This is a genomic window from Bacillota bacterium, assembly GCA_013178045.1.
Classification (GTDB): Bacteria; Bacillota; Ch66; order Ch66; family Ch66; genus Ch66.
Genome location: JABLXP010000005.1, coordinates 80,911 through 97,657, shown reverse-complemented (window position 1 = coordinate 97,657; position 16,747 = coordinate 80,911). Strand labels below are relative to the sequence as shown.

General features: G+C 52.1%; 13 protein-coding genes and 1 pseudogene. 10 read left to right on the top strand and 4 right to left on the bottom strand.

Features of this window, described 5'->3' with window-relative positions:
* Positions 1-44 precede the first annotated feature (44 nt).
* The 3 genes from murA to rlmH all read left to right on the top strand — a co-directional run bounded on the left by murA (position 45) and on the right by rlmH (position 3,175).
* Positions 45-1,301 carry a UDP-N-acetylglucosamine 1-carboxyvinyltransferase gene (gene murA / locus HPY81_04650; GenBank protein NPV26750.1) on the top strand — a complete coding sequence of 419 codons (1,257 nt, stop codon included), beginning with the start codon at positions 45-47 and terminating at the stop codon, positions 1,299-1,301.
* A gap of 135 nt (positions 1,302-1,436) precedes the next feature.
* A complete protein-coding gene (locus HPY81_04645) occupies positions 1,437-2,579 on the top strand; it encodes a PDZ domain-containing protein (protein ID NPV26749.1) in 1,143 nt (380 codons plus the stop codon).
* Between the two features lie 116 nt (positions 2,580-2,695).
* Positions 2,696-3,175, top strand: coding sequence for a 23S rRNA (pseudouridine(1915)-N(3))-methyltransferase RlmH (gene rlmH / locus HPY81_04640; GenBank protein NPV26748.1), 480 nt, complete (start codon positions 2,696-2,698; stop codon positions 3,173-3,175).
* Here rlmH and HPY81_04635 read toward each other — a convergent pair.
* Positions 3,150-3,377 carry a hypothetical protein gene (locus HPY81_04635; GenBank protein ID NPV26747.1) on the bottom strand — a complete coding sequence of 76 codons (228 nt, stop codon included), beginning with the start codon at positions 3,375-3,377 and terminating at the stop codon, positions 3,150-3,152. The genes rlmH and HPY81_04635 overlap by 26 nt on opposite strands.
* A gap of 71 nt (positions 3,378-3,448) precedes the next feature.
* Positions 3,449-3,592 (bottom strand): annotated as a pseudogene (locus HPY81_04630) (helix-turn-helix domain-containing protein).
* 301 nt (positions 3,593-3,893) lie between these two features.
* Here HPY81_04630 and HPY81_04625 point away from each other — a divergent pair.
* Positions 3,894-4,583, top strand: a complete 690-nt coding sequence (locus HPY81_04625; protein NPV26746.1) for a DUF3800 domain-containing protein — start codon at positions 3,894-3,896, stop codon at positions 4,581-4,583.
* 469 nt (positions 4,584-5,052) lie between these two features.
* Here HPY81_04625 and HPY81_04620 read toward each other — a convergent pair whose 3' ends face one another.
* A complete protein-coding gene (locus HPY81_04620) occupies positions 5,053-5,229 on the bottom strand; it encodes a hypothetical protein (protein NPV26745.1) in 177 nt (58 codons plus the stop codon).
* A gap of 323 nt (positions 5,230-5,552) precedes the next feature.
* Here HPY81_04620 and HPY81_04615 point away from each other — a divergent pair, with 323 nt between their 5' ends.
* Positions 5,553-7,265, top strand: coding sequence for a glutamine--tRNA ligase/YqeY domain fusion protein (locus HPY81_04615; protein ID NPV26744.1), 1,713 nt, complete (start codon positions 5,553-5,555; stop codon positions 7,263-7,265).
* A gap of 74 nt (positions 7,266-7,339) precedes the next feature.
* Here the strand turns inward: HPY81_04615 and HPY81_04610 are convergent, their stop codons facing one another.
* Positions 7,340-7,777, bottom strand: a complete 438-nt coding sequence (locus HPY81_04610) for a PIN domain-containing protein (protein ID NPV26743.1) — start codon at positions 7,775-7,777, stop codon at positions 7,340-7,342.
* Between the two features lie 203 nt (positions 7,778-7,980).
* Between HPY81_04610 and HPY81_04605 the strand changes: the two genes are divergently transcribed.
* The 5 genes from HPY81_04605 to HPY81_04585 are packed head-to-tail and all read left to right on the top strand — an operon-like array spanning position 7,981 to position 16,666.
* Entirely contained in the window at positions 7,981-9,051 is a 1,071-nt protein-coding gene (locus HPY81_04605) for a hypothetical protein (GenBank protein ID NPV26742.1), read from the top strand.
* Complete coding sequence (locus HPY81_04600) at positions 9,052-10,581, top strand: hypothetical protein (GenBank protein ID NPV26741.1); 1,530 nt, start codon at positions 9,052-9,054, stop codon at positions 10,579-10,581. It abuts the gene before it with no gap.
* A 6-nt stretch (positions 10,582-10,587) separates the two neighbouring features.
* Positions 10,588-11,322 (top strand): hypothetical protein, encoded by a 735-nt coding sequence (locus tag HPY81_04595; GenBank protein ID NPV26740.1) that lies wholly within the window; start codon positions 10,588-10,590, stop codon positions 11,320-11,322.
* Complete coding sequence (locus tag HPY81_04590; protein ID NPV26739.1) at positions 11,323-15,747, top strand: hypothetical protein; 4,425 nt, start codon at positions 11,323-11,325, stop codon at positions 15,745-15,747. It abuts the gene before it with no gap.
* A 52-nt stretch (positions 15,748-15,799) separates the two neighbouring features.
* Positions 15,800-16,666, top strand: a complete 867-nt coding sequence (locus HPY81_04585) for an MBL fold metallo-hydrolase (GenBank protein ID NPV26738.1) — start codon at positions 15,800-15,802, stop codon at positions 16,664-16,666.
* Positions 16,667-16,747: the final 81 nt, after the last annotated feature.

The following is a 16,747-nucleotide window of genomic DNA, read 5'->3' as shown; positions in this document are numbered from 1 at the left end:
GGCTGATGAAAAGCCTGGGCAAGGCCTGAAGGAGGAAACCTCGAGTGGATAAAATCGTGGTCAGGGGTGGCCAGAAATTAGTCGGGAAAGTCAGAATTAGTGGGGCGAAGAACGCTGCCCTGGCGATCATCGCGGCCAGTGTTCTGGCTAAAGGGGAAACGATTCTGGAAAACATTCCGCGGATTCAGGACGTGGAAACATTATTAAATATCCTGACTTCACTAGGAGCGGAGACGGTCTGGTTAGAACCGGGAACCGTGGCGATTCGGGTCCCCGATAATGTTATGTTTATTACTCCTTATGACCAGGCCAAAAAGTTGCGAGCTTCAAACCTGTTGCTGGGATCGCTGGTTGGGCGACGAGGAATCGCCGAGATCAGCCTCCCCGGTGGTTGCAACATTGGCTCGCGACCGATGGATTTACACATAAAAGGGCTGCAGCGGCTCGGGGTAGATGTAGCGCTTGAGCACGGGTTTATTAAGGCCAGAGCGGGAACATTGCAGGGAAATAAGATCTATTTGGACTTCCCCAGCGTTGGCGCGACAGAAAACATTATGATGGCTGCTAGTGTTGTGCCGGGGACGACCACCGTGGAAAACGTGGCCAAGGAGCCGGAAGTGGTTGACCTGGCCAATTTCTTAAACGCGATGGGGGCCAAAATTCGCGGAGCAGGAACTGATATAATCAAGATTGAAGGGGTTAGTGAACTGCGTGGTGTGCGTTATGCGGTCATCCCGGACCGGATTGAGGCGGGTACCTTCATGGTAGCGGCTGCGGCGACCGGTGGACAGGTTTGTCTGGAGAACGTCATTCCTACCCACCTTCACCCCATTATCGCCAAGCTGCGCGAGACCGGCACCACCGTGATTGAAAAGGATGAAAGCGTAGAAGTAATTGGACCTGAAGAAATATCTGCCGTTGACGTGAAGACCCTGCCGTATCCGGGTTTCCCAACAGATATGCAGTCCCAGATGATGGCCCTGCTGTGTCGGGCCAACGGAACCAGTGTAATCGTGGAGAACGTTTTTGAGAACCGCCTCCAGGTTGCTGACGAACTGAAGCGAATGGGAGCCAGAATTAAAGTGGAAGGCCACACGGCGGTGGTGGAAGGGGTGCCGAATTTGTACGGTACCTGTGTCAAAGCTACGGATTTGCGAGCCGGTGCGGCTCTCCTGATCGCCGGCCTGGTGGCGGAAGGCGAAACTATTGTGACGCAGGCACAGCATATCTCCCGGGGCTACGAAAACGTGGTGGAAAAGTTCTCCCAATTGGGGGCATTGATGCGGGACGTAGAAGAATAAAGGGTCTTTTTTCATTTCCTCCCTGTACATTTAGCCGGTTGAAAGTGGAAACACTATTAGGAGCAAGGCATCCTGGGCCGAAAACAGGAATTTGGTCCTTGTACAACCGGATTAGATAGGGAGGAGTTTTGATCAATGACAATTTTACGTGATGAAAACGGTCCCGCCAGAAACAGATGGTGGTCATACCTGGCGGTCGGGGTCCTGAGTGCCGTTCTGGGTGGTTTGCTGGTCGCCGGACTCTTCTGGCGCACGGTCGGTGGGATTATTCCCTCGCCCAATCTAGCCCCGCCCGTCTCCCCCACAGCTGTTCAAGGTGCGGATCCGGTCGTTGATATCGCCAAAAATGTTAGTCCTGCGGTGGTGGGGATTTCCAGTCAGGCGAGGGTCTTTGGTTTCTTCGCCGGTCAGGGTAATGAGCGGACCGGCTCGGGAGTAATCTTTGACCCGAGTGCGGGTTACATCGTGACCAACAACCACGTGGTTGAAGGCGCCTCGCACTTTATTGTTACTTTAGCTGACGGGCGGCAGATCAGTGGGGATCTGGTTGGGCGGGATCCCCGAACCGATCTGGCCGTGCTGCGCATAAAAGCCGACAACCTGACTGGGGCAACGTTCGGCGATTCCGACCAGGTTAATGTAGGCGAATTAGCGGTGGCCATTGGTAATCCCATGGGGATGAAATTTGCCCGTTCCGTCACGGCCGGGGTAATCAGCGGGCTGAACCGTCCCCTGACCACCGATGAAGGCTACGCTTTTCGTCTGATTCAAACCGATGCCGCGATTAACCCTGGCAACAGTGGCGGAGCTTTGGTTAATGCCCGCGGAGAAGTAATCGGAATCAATACCATTAAGGTGACTCTGCCGGGTTTTGAGGGTATGGGCTTCGCGATCCCGAGCAATCAGGTCAAAAAAATAATTAACGACCTGATTCAGTATGGGAAAGTAATTCGACCGGGCCTGGGAGTTATTATGCAGGGGGAGATCACCCCGGAGGTGGCGGATTATTACGATTTGTCGGTTGACTACGGTGTGCTGGTGAGAGTTGTACCGGGTGGGCCCGCTCAGAAAGCTGGCCTGCTCAACGATGATGTGATTATTGCCATTAACGATCGAGTGGTGAAGACGGCCAGTGACCTGCAGGATGCCTTGCTGGACTATGGCATTGGCGATGAGGTTCAGGTCAAAGTTGATCGGCGGATCAAAACAGATAAGAAGACGACCGACAAGCAGCTGGTTTTTAAGGTCAAACTGGCTGAACTGACGGAGGCCAGGTAATACACCGGATGGTCATTGAGCCAGGTTTTAGCCAGGATTTAAATGGCGTCCTGGCTTAACTTTTGCCAAAATTCCACTATACTAAAGGTAGATCAAGCTGAGGAGAAGTGTTGGCCATGCGCGTGCAGATTATCGCGGTGGGTAAACTGAAAGAAAAATACCTGCATGATGGGATGGCTGAGTACCTGAAACGGCTGACCCCTTATGCCCGGGTGGAAATCATCGAGGTCCCCGATGAAAAAATCCCTGACCGGGTGTCACCCGCGCAGGAAGACCAGGTCCGCGAAAAGGAGGCGGAACGGATTCTAAAGCAGATTAAACCCGACAGCCTGGTTATCCCCCTGGCCATTGCCGGACGGGCCTGTACGTCCGAGCAGTTCGCCCATCTGCTCCGTGACCTGGAGCAGCGTGGCCACGGTGAAATCACCTTTATCATCGGCGGGAGCCTGGGCTTATCCCCGCGGGTCCTGGCCAGAGGCCATTTTCTCCTGTCTTTTTCTACGATGACTTTTCCCCACCAGTTGATGCGGCTGATCTTGATAGAACAGATTTATCGTGCGTTTAAGATAATCAGGGGGGAGCCGTATCACCGTTAACCTCAAACGCTTTTTGTTCATCTGTATCTTTGCCAAACTGCATAAGATCCAGTTCTGAGAAATGCAGGATAATTTCTTCGGCAAGCCTTTCGTCTATGTTGTCGCTTTTCTTTATGCGGATTTCTTTGATCAGGGTGTGCAGTAATTCCTTTTGCTTTTCAAAAGGAGCACTGTCAAATACAGCATCAAAATTTTGCAGCATATTGGCGATTTTCTCGGCGTTTAAAGTATTGTTCCTAATACTTTCAATCTGGGCAGAAAGTTTTTCTTTTTCCTCCTTTTAAACTTTCGGAGCCAGTACCATAACTGTCGGGGTGTTACATTATGGGCTGCACACCATTCTTTAGCACTCTGTCCGCTGGCTCGATATTCGGCAATCCGAGTCTCCCATTCTTTTTGCTGTTCGGCTTTGGTCATAAAGAAAATCCTCCTATCTCAATCTTTTTACATCATGTTCTCAAGGAGGATTATCGCTCAAGCCTAAGCATAAGACCAGGTGGGTACAGTTTGACGCTTACCTTGAAATCAAATGCCAATGATATGGCATTTTTTTATTTGTCATGAAATGAGAATATGTATAACTTTAAGTGCAAAGATAAGAGGTAAAAAACGGAGTATAGCGAATTATGTTGTATTAATTGGCATTATAGATAAGAGCAAAAAATAGCTTCACAAGAGATATTAATGATTTTACCTAATTTCAAGGGAGAAATTATGGATGATTTATATTTTTGTAGATGAGAGTGAGGATGAAAGCATATTTGTTGTTGGCGGGATCGCAACTTTTGATAGAAACAAGCTGTTGGATGGAATATACGAGACCAGAAGGTATATCAGAAACAAAAAAGGTTTGTCTGAAAAACAGAAATCTATGCTACTGAATGAGTTAAAAGACTATGTGCTCCACTCAAGCTATGAAGAAATTAAAGCAAATTTCATAAAGAATATTGTTTATGAAACACCAAAGAAAAATTCAAAAGGTGCAGAATTGAAGATAAGGGATTACTTGAGGGCTATATGTGTTTATTATCGTAAACAATGCGGCGAATATTTTAACCAGAATCGAAAAGAAGAAGTATATATTGCTTGTCTTGAAAAAGTTATTGAGGTGTTGGAACCTTTTGCTGCCAGCCAGGATGGGATCGGTTTAGTTTATGATATTATATATGATGAATTTGGTGGAGCAGATTTTGAAAGAGAACTGAGGCAGCATCTTCAAACCCGTTTTCCTAACATCAAGATAATTGTGCCTGGAAAATCCAACGAAGTAAAGGAGCTTCAAGCTGCTGATGTTTGTATTGGATGTATGCGGAGGAGCTTGAGCAATGAGGACATGGATAATTTTAGTAAATTAAAGCAATTTTCTTTATTTGCAGAAGTAAAAGTACCATACGATTTCAAAAAATAAACAAAATAAAAAAGTAGATAGTCCTAATGGCTTTGCTGTCATAACATCAGCTTCTACCCCGACTCTGGCGCCAAGGAAGCCATTAGCGACTCTACTTTGTTAACATTATATGCAGTTTAAATAAATTTAATTATACCTTTCCTTGACTTAATTATAACAAAGCTCATATATTCAGTCAATCTAAACGAAAATTTCCCAACTGCTGTTAGTTTAATTTTAGCGGGCAGGATTTGGCACAGTTCGGCAAGGAAGTGGCACAGATATTGTGCAACTACGGACTTCTAGAAAAAGAACCTTATGAAATTCTTACAGGTGAGGTATGATTAAATCGACAGTGTATACTCAAAATTGCATTTGAGGTAATGGTTGATACGCTGAACCGTATCATAAATAGCCTTAAAATTCGTGGCGCATTGAATAGAGAGATGAATGGGCAGCCGGGTTGAAAGCCCGGTGATTTTGTTGTAATTTACGGGAATTCGCTGTAAAATAGCTGTAAAATACGACTTGATTGCGGTGGACGGTCTTTCTGCACGTGATCAATGTGTAGGCGGAACCCCTTCCCAGTATATGTGCCCTGAATATCTTTATAAGCCTTATATCCTTTGCCATTGATCTGCTGTAATTTTTCTCGTAATCGTTCCAAAAGAAAGCCCTCCGTTTGTTTTACTCATTACAATTATTCATTTACGTTTATTAAAAATAAAATGCTGATTCGGAATTTCCGCTTTTGTATAGTATTTTGCCCCCTAAATTATTATAGTACACTATTGTATAATTTATTTCAGGAGACCCTGATCGCAAGTGAAGAGAGAATTATCCGGCATACAGGCAGGATTTTTGGTTAATATATGGAAAATGAACCAATTGTATTGTACGGACATGGTATAATCGAGAAGATATAATGGTATTAATCGGTTACGTTGGGCGAAAATAAGGCAGCAAACTGTTTAAGGAGGAAGTAAACATATGGAAACACCAAACATTGAACAAAACAATGTCAACAAATTACACGTGAGGCCGTCCAACTTTATCGAATACCTGATCATCGAAGACTTGCAAAACAACAAGTATAAAAAAGTGCACACCCGTTTTCCTCCAGAACCCAATGGCTATCTGCACATTGGCCATGCCAAATCCATCTGTCTAAATTTTGGGACTGCGGCTGAATTTGGTGGCCTGTGTAATTTACGCTTCGACGACACCAATCCCAGCAAAGAAGATGTAGAATTTGTCGAATCGATTAAAGAAGACGTGCGCTGGCTTGGTTTCGACTGGGAGGACCGGCTGTACTATGCTTCCGACTATTTTGAGCAGTTGTACGAATACGCCGTTCAGCTGATCAAAGCGGGCAAGGCCTATGTCTGCGATCTGAGTCCGCAGGAAATCAGGGAATACCGCGGCACTTTGACAGAGCCGGGAAAGGAGAGCCCGTACCGCAACCGGTCGGTCGAGGAGAACCTGGATTTATTCGCGCGGATGCGCGCCGGCGAATTCCCGGACGGTTCCCGCGTCCTCCGGGCCAAAATTGATATGGCTTCGCCGAACTTAAACCTGCGCGACCCGGTCCTCTACCGGATTATGCGGGCCACGCATCACCGAACCGGTGACAAATGGTGCATTTACCCGATGTACGACTATGCCCATCCCCTCTCGGATGCTATTGAGGGAATCACCCATTCCATTTGTACGCTGGAATTTGAAGACCACCGCTCGTTGTACGACTGGGTGATTGAAAACGTCGATACAGGTAGCCGCCCCCGGCAAATTGAATTTGCCCGGCTTAATCTCACCTACACCGTGATGAGCAAGCGCAAGCTCCGGGAACTGGTGGAACAGGGGTATGTCTCTGGTTGGGACGATCCGCGGATGCCGACGATCTCGGGTCTACGGCGGCGGGGCTACACCCCGGAGGCAATCCGCGACTTTTGTGAGCGCATCGGCGTGGCGAAGAGCAACAGCGTGGTGGATATCGCGCTGCTGGAACACTGTATCCGGGAGGATTTGAACCGGCGCGCCGCCCGGGTGATGGCGGTGTTGCGACCCTTGCGGGTGGTGATCGAAAACTACCCGGCAGACCTGGTGGAAGAGTTAGAGGCTGAGAATAATCCGGAGAATCCGAGTATGGGGTCGCGGAAAGTACCGTTTTCCCGCGTTCTTTATATCGAAAAGGATGATTTTATGGAGAACCCGCCGAAAAAATTCTTCCGCCTGGCTCCCGGCCAGGAAGTGCGCTTGAAACACGCCTACATCATCAAGTGCGAGCAGGTGGTTAAAGATGAGCGCACCGGGGAAATAATTGAACTCCGCTGTACCTATGACCCGGAAACCCGCAGCGGTGGAGCAGCCAGCGGGCGGAAGGTCAAAGGAACGCTCCACTGGGTTTCCGCGGCCCATGCCATAAGAGCCGAAGTCCGGTTATATGACCATCTCTTCCTGGTGGAAAACCCGGATGACGACCAGGACGGCGCTGATTTCAAAGCTAAAATAAATCCCCACTCGTTAGTGACGCTCACCGATTGTCTGGTTGAACCGAGTTTGGCCGGCGCTGCGCCCGGCAGCCGCTACCAGTTCTTGCGCCAGGGCTACTTCTGCGTTGATCCCGACTCAACCGAGGAAAAGCTGGTATTTAATCGGATTGTCCCCTTGCGGGATTCCTGGGCGAAAATCCAGAAGGATTAGCAGAACGGATAAGTAAATAGAGCGGATAAGTAAAAATAGGCGGATAAGTAATTAGTAAATAAAAGTGGGAGGGGTTAAGTTGTGAAAGGGGAAACAACTTTAACCCCTTCATAGCTTTGACCGTCCTTCAGGTCTTCTGTCCAGAGTACTTCGCAATGAAGGGCATAGGCACTGCCAATGATCATCGCGTCCCAAAAAGACAGCTTATATCGCTGCTGGATGGCAATGGCGGTGATGACATCGTCAACTGTTGGCAAATGAACAGTCCAGTGGCCAAGATCCGAAATGATGCGGGTAGCCAGTTCCGCGGGGAGCGGTTTGTTAACCTTCTGCGTCACTGTGACGTAAAATTCCTGCAAGACTTGCAGACTGAGGCAGCCGCTCCGGCTTTCCCACAGGGAAGCAACTAATTGCTGCGCGACTTGGTGTTTGAACCCGGCCGAGGCATCGTGGGCGTAAACTAAAACATTGGTATCGACAAACTGACGCGGTTCATCTTTCATGCAGTTCATCTCTTTTCCAGCCAATATTTCCCCCGGTGCCCAGGTCCAGGTCTTCTTTACGTGTCATATCAAGGGACCTTTTCGTTGAAAAACGACGAAGTGTTAAATATTTCTGGGAAAAGAATGACTGATGGGGTTGAGCTTCGGCAGGACTTGTCAATAATACAGAGAAAACCATAGTAGCCAATTTTCTAAGATGGGGCGAAGTATTCATGCGCCAGACGATTGAACAAGCCATCCGGGAATATCCGACACAGACCATGCAAATCAGCTGGTTGGAAACAGCGGTCCAGCGCCGCCTGGGCGCGGAGTTTATTGCCCGGGGTGGATATGTCGCTTTTGCCAGCGTGATTGAAGAACTGTGCCGGGAAAAGCGGCTCAGCCCCGTGCGGTCGTCGGGGTCGAACGGACGGACCCCGCCGCTTTTTAACCGTTACCGCAAACAGCGGGTCCGGCTGGACGAGTCAGGACAGCAACAACTGCTGTCGCTCCATCCGCGGATCAAAGTGGACCGGTACCTGGTTAGCCCGGCGCAGTACGACCGGGACCGGGATTATCTGCTGGCCCTGGATAAATTCTTCAAGGATCGAAAATTAAGTAAAACCCTGTCGACCCCGTACGCGGTCAACGAGCGGTCTTTTCAGATCTTTGCCGACGAAAAGTTCCTGGCCTCCAGTGCGGGGCGGGCTTTTCTCCAGCAGGTGGGCTTAACGTATGCCGACCTGGGGTGTTACCAAACCTATGAACCGTTTTTCTATGTTGATTACCGTCAGCCGGGAGAAGCGGCCGGTCAGATCCTGGTGGTGGAGAATAAGGACACCTTTTTCACCATAAAGAAGTGTTTTGCCACCGGCCGGCGGCGGATCGACGGGACGAGATTTAACTTCTTGATCTACGGCGAGGGACGGAAGATTGTCAGCAGTTTTGCCTTTATCACCGAGGTACCGGGCCTTTTGGTGGAGCGGAGTCGGGTCTACTATTTCGGCGATCTGGACCCGGAGGGGATCGATATTTTCGGTTCCCTGACCGCTCGTTACCCGGACTGGCTGGTGCAGCCCTGTGGATACCTGTACCGGCGGCTGCTCGAACTGCACGGCCACCGGGCACCGCGGCGCCGGGAAAAGCAGCAGCGCTTGCGGCCAGACTATCTGGACCGGTTTCTCCAAGTCTTTGATGCCCCGACCGCGGGCAAAATCTCTGAGCTTTTGACTGAGGGACGTTATCTACCGCAGGAAGGCCTACCCTTTCCTTTCTTTCTTGAGGAGCTTGAGGAGGTGAGGTAGATGGACGAGGTTTTGTTCGGGTTTGGCGAGCGGATGAAAAACATCGCGATTTTCCAGCCGCTTTTTGCCCTGCAAAACAGCCGCAAGTACAGTGAATACGATTGTGTAGCCCTGGGCTTTGCCGTTCTCCTGTTTATCCTGGAAAACATGCTGACCGGAAAAGAAGCCTGCGACCACCAGCGCATTGGCCAGTTCCTCCGGCAGGTGATCGAAGCCAATTATCAGCGGCGCTTGAGCGAGAGTGAAGGGCTGGAGATGGCTTACTATTTTCTGGACGTCCTGCGGAATGGTGGCTGGCCCTTCAGCTTTGCCTTCCGGGATTTAGAGCGCGGCCAGGATACCGCCTACAAGTTTGCCCTCATTGAGACAGCCGCTTACGAAATCCACGGCCAGATGAGCTTTCGGCTGACCAGTGAGGGATTGGATTTGCTGTTTAAGACCCGGGAGATCTACAAGGAACTGCGGATTACCATCTCCCAGCTCTACCTGCGCCAGCAGATCGAAAAGGGAGTTTTTCAGGAGGCTTTGCGCACGGTAGATGACCTGTACGTCCAGGTCAGCGAAATCCACACAAAACTGGAGCAAATGAAGCGGCGGGTCCTGCGCAATGTTTCCGAATTCTCTATCCAGGCCTATGTCGGGCTCATGGAACAGATTTACGACCAGCTGCAGCGAGAAAAAGAGGTGTTTACTTCGTTAAAGGAACTGCTGCGTCAGACCCAGGAATCATACCTCTACCGCGAGTTATCCGAACGTGAAAAACAGAGCCTCGATCAGTTGATGGCGGTCTCGCGGGGATTGGACCGGGTCATCAATGCCCACAATCGGCTCTTCACCCACAAGCTGGCGACGGCAGCCCTGCTTGAAGAGGCGATGCTGGACAGTCTGGCCAACACCTTTCGTACCCGGCTCAATTTTGAACAGGAGTTTGTGGATCGGGTCATCGAACACAACGCTGATCTGGAGGTCCTGCGGCAGCTGGTCCAACCCCTGTTCAAACCCAATCAAAACCGTTTTTTTAACATCATGCGAATCTTTGATGTTCAGCAAGTGGCCAGGGAAGAAACGCCAGAGCCGGATGCCTTGCTCGGTCCGGATGAGGTTTACCTGCAGCGGCTGGCGGAACGGGAAGTGGCCATCAAACGGCAGCGGGATGATCGTTACCGCAAATATCTGGAGCTGATCCTGCTACCTGCGCTGACCAGCCGTGAGTATTCCCTGCGCGATATTCTGGACCGACTGCCACCGGCGGATTACGCCCAGCTTGTCTCCGAGGTAGAGTTTTACATCTTCCTGGTCCAGGTACATCAACTGGGGGAGCTGACCCTGACCATCGACCCGGGGTTGCAAGAACGGTTGATCGATGCTGAATCAGGCAATTTACCGTATTTGCTGCTACAGGTCGTGGAGCGTTATCCTGACCTGCAGGGGCTGGGCGCCCTGGAAATTCGGGTGGGGCAGGAAGAACTGACGCTGGCCAACGGCAGCGTGGTTTCCAATTACTATTACCAGGTGCGGGGAAGGACGTGATCGAGCATGGGAGAATTTTATCGCGCGGAAAAAGTCAGCACGGCCATAAAGATCTTTTTGGAACTGGTTAGACGTGGCCAGCTCAATGCCGATGACGAACTCGAATTGGTTCAGGCCTATAAAAACGATGTGGAAGTGCAGACCCTGTTGACGGAAGTGCTGGAACCACTGGCAGATGTGCAGATTCTGGAAACGCTGGACCGGCTGTACCTGTCGCCCGGCCCGGACAACCGGTTTTTCGGCTACACGAATGAACAACTGCGGCAGCGGTTGAAGTTGTATGACAACAAGGAACTGTATCTGGCTTATTTTGTAATTATGTGTCTGCTGGCCATGTTTTACGGCAGTGACAGCCTGGAAGAAGTGACCCGCTATTACGTAACGGTGGAGGACCTGGAGCAGTTTGTGACCAGCAAGCTGGCCAACCTGCGTCAGACGGAGAACATCAAACAAATCGAAGCCGAGGTGGAGTACAATCTGTTAACTTCGGCCGAGCTCTGGCAGGACATGCCGGAATACGATACGGAAATCAAATATCTGCGCCGCACGACGAAAAACCGCATCAGCTTCATTTTGCGGGTCTGTGCCTTCCTGCAGGAGGAAGGACTGGTTGTCGTGCAGGGGGAACGGGAAATTTATCTCCAGGATAAGACCGAGCAAATGGTGCGCAAATACTATGCCGATCTGGGACGGAAAGAGAAACTGCTGGGTTTGATCGGCGGGAGCAAGGGGGTGAAATAAATGCCGCAGATCTGGCGGATGCGGTTGGTCAATATCGAATATGACGGGGGAAAAAAGGTCTACACCGACGAATTGTTCCGGCTACATGGCAAAAACACCCTCTTTAACTTGACGAATGGTGGGGGCAAAACCCTGCTGGTCCAGTTATTGCTCCAGGTCGTCCTGCCCAATGAACCCTTCAACAAGCGGGGGATTGTTGAACTGCTCGCCCACCGGCGGTACACGGGTCACATTGCGGTGGAGTGGCGGCTCGATACCAGAGAAGACAACTACCTGACCACGGGGTTTTGCTTTACCCGCGGCCAGGATGAAGACAGCCGGCTCCGTTATTTTCTGTACTGCATCAACTACCAGCAGGCCAATGAATTCGACATCAAGCACCTGCCCCTGGTCAAGGAGCGGGCTCCGCTGGGGTATACCGAGTTGTTGAGCCTGCTCAAGAAGAATACCGGTTCCCGTGAAGCGAGCATCACCGTTTTTGATCAGGATGATCGGCGCAGCGCTTACCTCGAACACTTAAAGACGTACAATATCTTCGCCAAGGAGTGGAAGAACATCAAGACCATCAACAACCGGGAAGGAGGAGTGGCCGAGTTTTTCACCGGGGCGACGACTACCAAACAGTTGCTGGAAAACCTGATCATTCCCGCCGTGGAGGAGGTGGTTTTCCAGAACGAGCAGGAAGCCCAGGAACTGGCCCGGTCTTTCTGGGAGTATTACCAGAGTTTGTTGCGGATCCCGGAACTGGAAAAGAATCTGGCCAGTTTCCAGTTATTGCGGACTGGCGGGGAAGCGGTCCTCAAGGAGGTACGGGGCTACGGTCAGCTGTTTGACCAATTGAGGGGCGGTCAACAACGCTTGCGCCAGCTAATTGACCGGGCCCAGGAAGAACTTGCCCTGGTCGTCGATCGGCAGCAAGAAACCGGCGATGTTTTGGTGCGACTGGCGCAACACCTGAAGCAACTGGCCTTTCAACAGGAGAGTCTGGAATACACCAGAATGGTCCGGGAACTGCACCAGGAACGCCTTGCCCTGGAGCGTCGACAAACAGCGTACCAGGAAGCAAAGCAGCGGTTAAAGGCGGCTGATTATCGGCTGCGGCGGGCCAGGGGAGAAAATAAGTTTCTTGATTATCAGCGGCTGGCGGCTGAGATCGCGGGCTGGGAGCAGGAGCGAGTGCTCCGCAGCCGGGGCCAGGAAGAAAAGCTGGCGGAGCTGGATCTCTACCGCGCGACGGTGCGGCGACGTTTGCAGGACCGCGAGCTGGCCTGGCAGAAGCAACGCGATGAGCTCAAGACCCGGATCGTCAGTGAACAAGCGGAAGAGGCCGCTTTGAAACAGCAGCTTTTGGCCTGGCGCACGGCGGAGAAAAATCTGGTTAGCCAGCGGGCGGCGCTGGAAACCCGGCTCCAGCAGTACCAGAATCGGTGGCGCGAATTGTGGGAGACTTACCAGAACCTGACCTGGTTGGAGGACCCGGCGGTCGCGCTCGCGGAGCTGGAGCAGGCCGGGGAACACTTACGTCGGCAACTGGCGGAGGTCGAAGGGGAAAAACAGCGTTGCCGGGAGGAGGAAGTGGTGCTCGAGCAGGAACTGCGCGAACTAGCGGTGACCATCACCCGGCTGGAAAATCAGCTCGCCGCTGACCAGCGGGAGGAGCAGCAGTACCAGGAAGACTGGCAGCAGTTGAAAGAGATGCTCTGGCGGCATTCCATCAACTGTCAGGATCCTTTTGCGGAACGCCCCCGCCTGGAGGCCCAACTGCTAAGTGCCAGCTTGAGTTTGCAACAGCAGCAAAACCGGCAGGCGGCTGAACTGGCCCGATTGGAGGAACGACTCAGCCTGCTGAAGGATCATGCTTATTACGTCCCCAACCAGGAAGTGCTGGAGATGCAGCAGAAATTACAGGAGCTCAATATCAGCACCCGGCTGGGCAGTCAGTGGTTAGCCGAGTTAAATCTTGATCCCGAACAAAAAGAGGCTTATTTGCGGCATAACCCGTTTCTGCCCTATGCCCTGGTCCTGGCCGAGTCTGACTTCAAACGCCTGCAGCGCCAGCAAACCATCTGGGCTGACCTGGTCTTAAACAGTCTGGTTCCCCTGGTGGTTCGCCGCGGTGAATTGGTGCCTCCCTGCGGGGAGAGCCATGAAGGCCTGGTACCGCTACCGGGTCAGCACGCTTACGTGGTGTGGCACCGGGGGTATCGTTATGTGCTGATGCCATCCCTCCTGGCGGAGGAACAGCCGGTCCTGGAGGATCAAATCAGGCGTCGACATGAGAACCTGCAGGGATTGCGCCTGAGTCTGGACGCCCTGCGACGCACCAGTGACGCCTTAAGCGGGTTTTATCAACGTTATGGCGCCGATTTTGTCAGGGCGCTGAAAGAACGGATGGCTGCGACGCAGGGGCGACTTGCTGATAGTCAACGGAAGAATCAGGATACGGAAAAGCAATTGACCCGGCTGCGTGAGCGTCTGCCCCAACTGGAGGATGAAGGCGAAAAGATCAAAGAACAGCTCCGGCAGACAGCGGCCAGTCGGCAGGATTGGCTCAAGTGGCAGGTGGAGCGAGACAAACAGCACCAGCTGGAAGCTGAACTGAAACAGCTGAAGAAACGCGAAATTACGCTCAAAGAGGAACAGGAGCGGCTCGAAGAGCGGCTGAGCCTTCTGGCCCAGCGCCTGCGCCAGGCCGAGGGCGAGCTGGGCCGGCTCGAATCAGAATTGGTCCAGATTAGGGAAAACCTGGCCTGTATTCCCGAACCCGGTCGTGAGACGGTTCCTCTCCCTGACGTTCCCTACGAGCAGGCTGCGCTGATCCTGCAAGGGCTGGAAAGGGATGTCAGCCAGGTGGCTTCTGATATATCTATTCTGGATGAGCAGATCCGACGTCATCGCGAGCGCATGGCGGAGCTATGCGGTGAGATTGAGCGGGAGCTGAAGCTGACCGTGGAAGAAGTCAGCGGGGCGGAGCGGCGTTGGACAGTATTTGAGCTGGAACGCTTGCAGGGTGAACTGGAGGAGGCTGAGAGGGAGGTAGATGCGCGGCGCCAGGAAGCAGATGAGCAATGGAAGTTTGTTACCAGGCTGGAGGCTCGAACGGAGGATAAAGCCGCGGATATTCAAAAAAATCACGGGTGTTTACCGGTGCAAGATTGGGAAGACGACCTGACAGCTGCGGCTGCCCGAATCCAGGCGGCGATCAGCGAAACAGAACGGCAGAGCCGAGAACATGAGTTATTACAGCGCCAGTTGGAAGAGACCAGAATTGAGCTCGAAAAAATCCTCGAAAAATTGGGGGACGCCGCACACCGTTTAGGGGCACCGAGTTCGGCCGAGCCGATGCCTGGCGAGGAATGGTCAGTTGTCAAGCCGCGGTTAAGACAAACGGCTGTAGAGCTGATTGCCCAGCTTGAGGGCTGGCGGAGCAGCCTCCAGAAACAGCGAGAACAGGTGCTGGTGACTTTCCGTCAGTATACCCGGGTCTTACAGGAGCAGGATAATCGTGTCCTGGATAAGTTCCTGGTACACCTGATCAATGATGAAAACCGATTGTTCGACGTGACCACCATGGAGGTTATCTTCCAGAAGTGTTTCACCCTCCTGGACACATACGAGCAAAAAGTGCGGTACGAGTTACAGCAGTGCGCCCGCGACAAACAGCTCCTGGTCGAACGGTGTGTCCAACAGGCAGAAAGGATCGCGGCCGAGATCAAGACCATTGACCGGTATGTCAAGGTTGACTACGCCGGCCAGACCACTAACGCGGTCCTGGTTAAACTGAAGGACTGGGATCCAGCGACCAGCCTGGCGGACATGAGCAGCCACATCGAGGCGTGTATTCTGAAATTGAAGGAAATGGTGGGTGAGCCCCAGGAGAAGCTGGAACGGTTTATCCAGAACCAGCTGTCTTCGCGTCAGCTGTTGCATGTGCTGTCGAACTTGAACCAGTGTGTGGTCAAGGTGTTAAAACCCGACCAGCACCCGGTTTCCCCGCGCTACGACAACTGGGAAAACGTGGAGAAATGGTCGGGCGGCGAGAAGTACGCGGGTTTCACAGCCATGTTCATGGCCATCCTGAGCTATACCCGCAGTAAACTGAGCAGCCTGCGTAACCCGGCCAAGGTGCTGGTGGCCGACAACCCGTTTGGAGCGGCTTCCTCGCCCCATGTGCTCAACCTGATTTTCCAGATTGCGGCCAATAACAACATCCAGATGATCTGCCTGACTGCGCTGACGGAAGAGGCCATTTTCAGCTTTTTCCCCGTGGTCTACAGTTTGCGGTTGCGCCAGTTTCTGGGGAAGGACTATGTTCAGTCTGTCGTGGAGAAAGGTTTTTATCAAATTGATCCCCTGGAGAAGGAACTGGTCAAAAAGCGGCAGTTGGCTTTGTTCGGAAATGAAGAAGATGAGGTTATAATTTAATTAAATTGACGGACCTTTCGGGCAATATTCTAGCGAAGGAGAGTTTTCCGTTATGTCAGAGGCAAATGTAAAAGTAACCGTTTTGGTCGAAAACAGTGTCGGGGTACCTCTGGGCCTGATTGGCGAATGGGGGTTAGCCATGCTGGTTGATTGGGCCGGCCACAAATTTTTGTTTGATACCGGCGAACAAGGGCACTTACTGGGTAACGCCGCCCGGCTGGGGGTGGATCTGCAGTCGGTGCATGCCCTGGTGATGAGCCACGGGCATTACGACCACACCGGGGGGATGCGGGCCTTTTTGCGCCACCGGGGTCAGCTGCCGGTTTACGCCCACCCCGATTTTTTCGCGCCGCATTACACCTCTTCACCGCAGGAGCAGTATATCGGTGTGCCATTTTGTCAGGAGGAATTAACCGGCAGTGGGGCCAGATTTATTTTCTCCCGCGAACCGGTGGAAATTGCCCCTGGTCTCTGGTTGAGCGGCGAAATACCGCGCCGGACCAGTTATGAGACGGGAGACAGCCGGTTGTATCGCGTGGTGGAGGGGAATAAGGTGGCCGATCCGGTTCTGGATGATCTGAGTTTGTTCGGCGTGACCAGTGAAGGGCTGGTGATCATTCTGGGTTGTGCCCACGCCGGCCTGGTCAATATTATCGAGCACGCCCGCCAGGTGACCAGGGTGGAGCGGGTCTACGGTTTGGTTGGCGGCACTCATCTGGGACCAGTTTCGGACCACCAGCGAGACGCCACCCTGGAGTATTTAAAACAGCTTGATTTACAATTTATCGCGGTGAATCACTGTACCGGCCTGCCGGTGATGGCCCAACTGGCCGGCATTTTTGGCCCGCGTTTCCGGTTTGCGCCGGCGGGAACGAAACTTGAATTGCCGGCACCAATAGCCCCTGCCCCTGCAGAATAAGGCCGGCTCGTGCAGTCGGCCTTCTTAATTTACCCTTCTCAGCGGTTTAAACTGAAGAAAATTAAAGAAATCTTGCCCTTT

Bases quoted from the DNA above. Each gene is read 5' to 3' on its own strand.
- HPY81_04645 (NPV26749.1), top strand. From the start codon at position 1,437: ATGACAATTTTACGTGATGAAAACGGTCCCGCCAGAAACAGATGGTGG.
- rlmH (NPV26748.1), top strand. From the start codon at position 2,696: ATGCGCGTGCAGATTATCGCGGTGGGTAAACTGAAAGAAAAATACCTG.
- HPY81_04635 (NPV26747.1), bottom strand. From the start codon at position 3,377: ATGCTGCAAAATTTTGATGCTGTATTTGACAGTGCTCCTTTTGAAAAG.
- HPY81_04625 (NPV26746.1), top strand. From the start codon at position 3,894: ATGATTTATATTTTTGTAGATGAGAGTGAGGATGAAAGCATATTTGTT.
- HPY81_04615 (NPV26744.1), top strand. From the start codon at position 5,553: ATGGAAACACCAAACATTGAACAAAACAATGTCAACAAATTACACGTG.
- HPY81_04610 (NPV26743.1), bottom strand. From the start codon at position 7,777: ATGAACTGCATGAAAGATGAACCGCGTCAGTTTGTCGATACCAATGTT.
- HPY81_04605 (NPV26742.1), top strand. From the start codon at position 7,981: ATGCGCCAGACGATTGAACAAGCCATCCGGGAATATCCGACACAGACC.
- HPY81_04600 (NPV26741.1), top strand. From the start codon at position 9,052: ATGGACGAGGTTTTGTTCGGGTTTGGCGAGCGGATGAAAAACATCGCG.
- HPY81_04595 (NPV26740.1), top strand. From the start codon at position 10,588: ATGGGAGAATTTTATCGCGCGGAAAAAGTCAGCACGGCCATAAAGATC.
- HPY81_04590 (NPV26739.1), top strand. From the start codon at position 11,323: ATGCCGCAGATCTGGCGGATGCGGTTGGTCAATATCGAATATGACGGG.
- HPY81_04585 (NPV26738.1), top strand. From the start codon at position 15,800: ATGTCAGAGGCAAATGTAAAAGTAACCGTTTTGGTCGAAAACAGTGTC.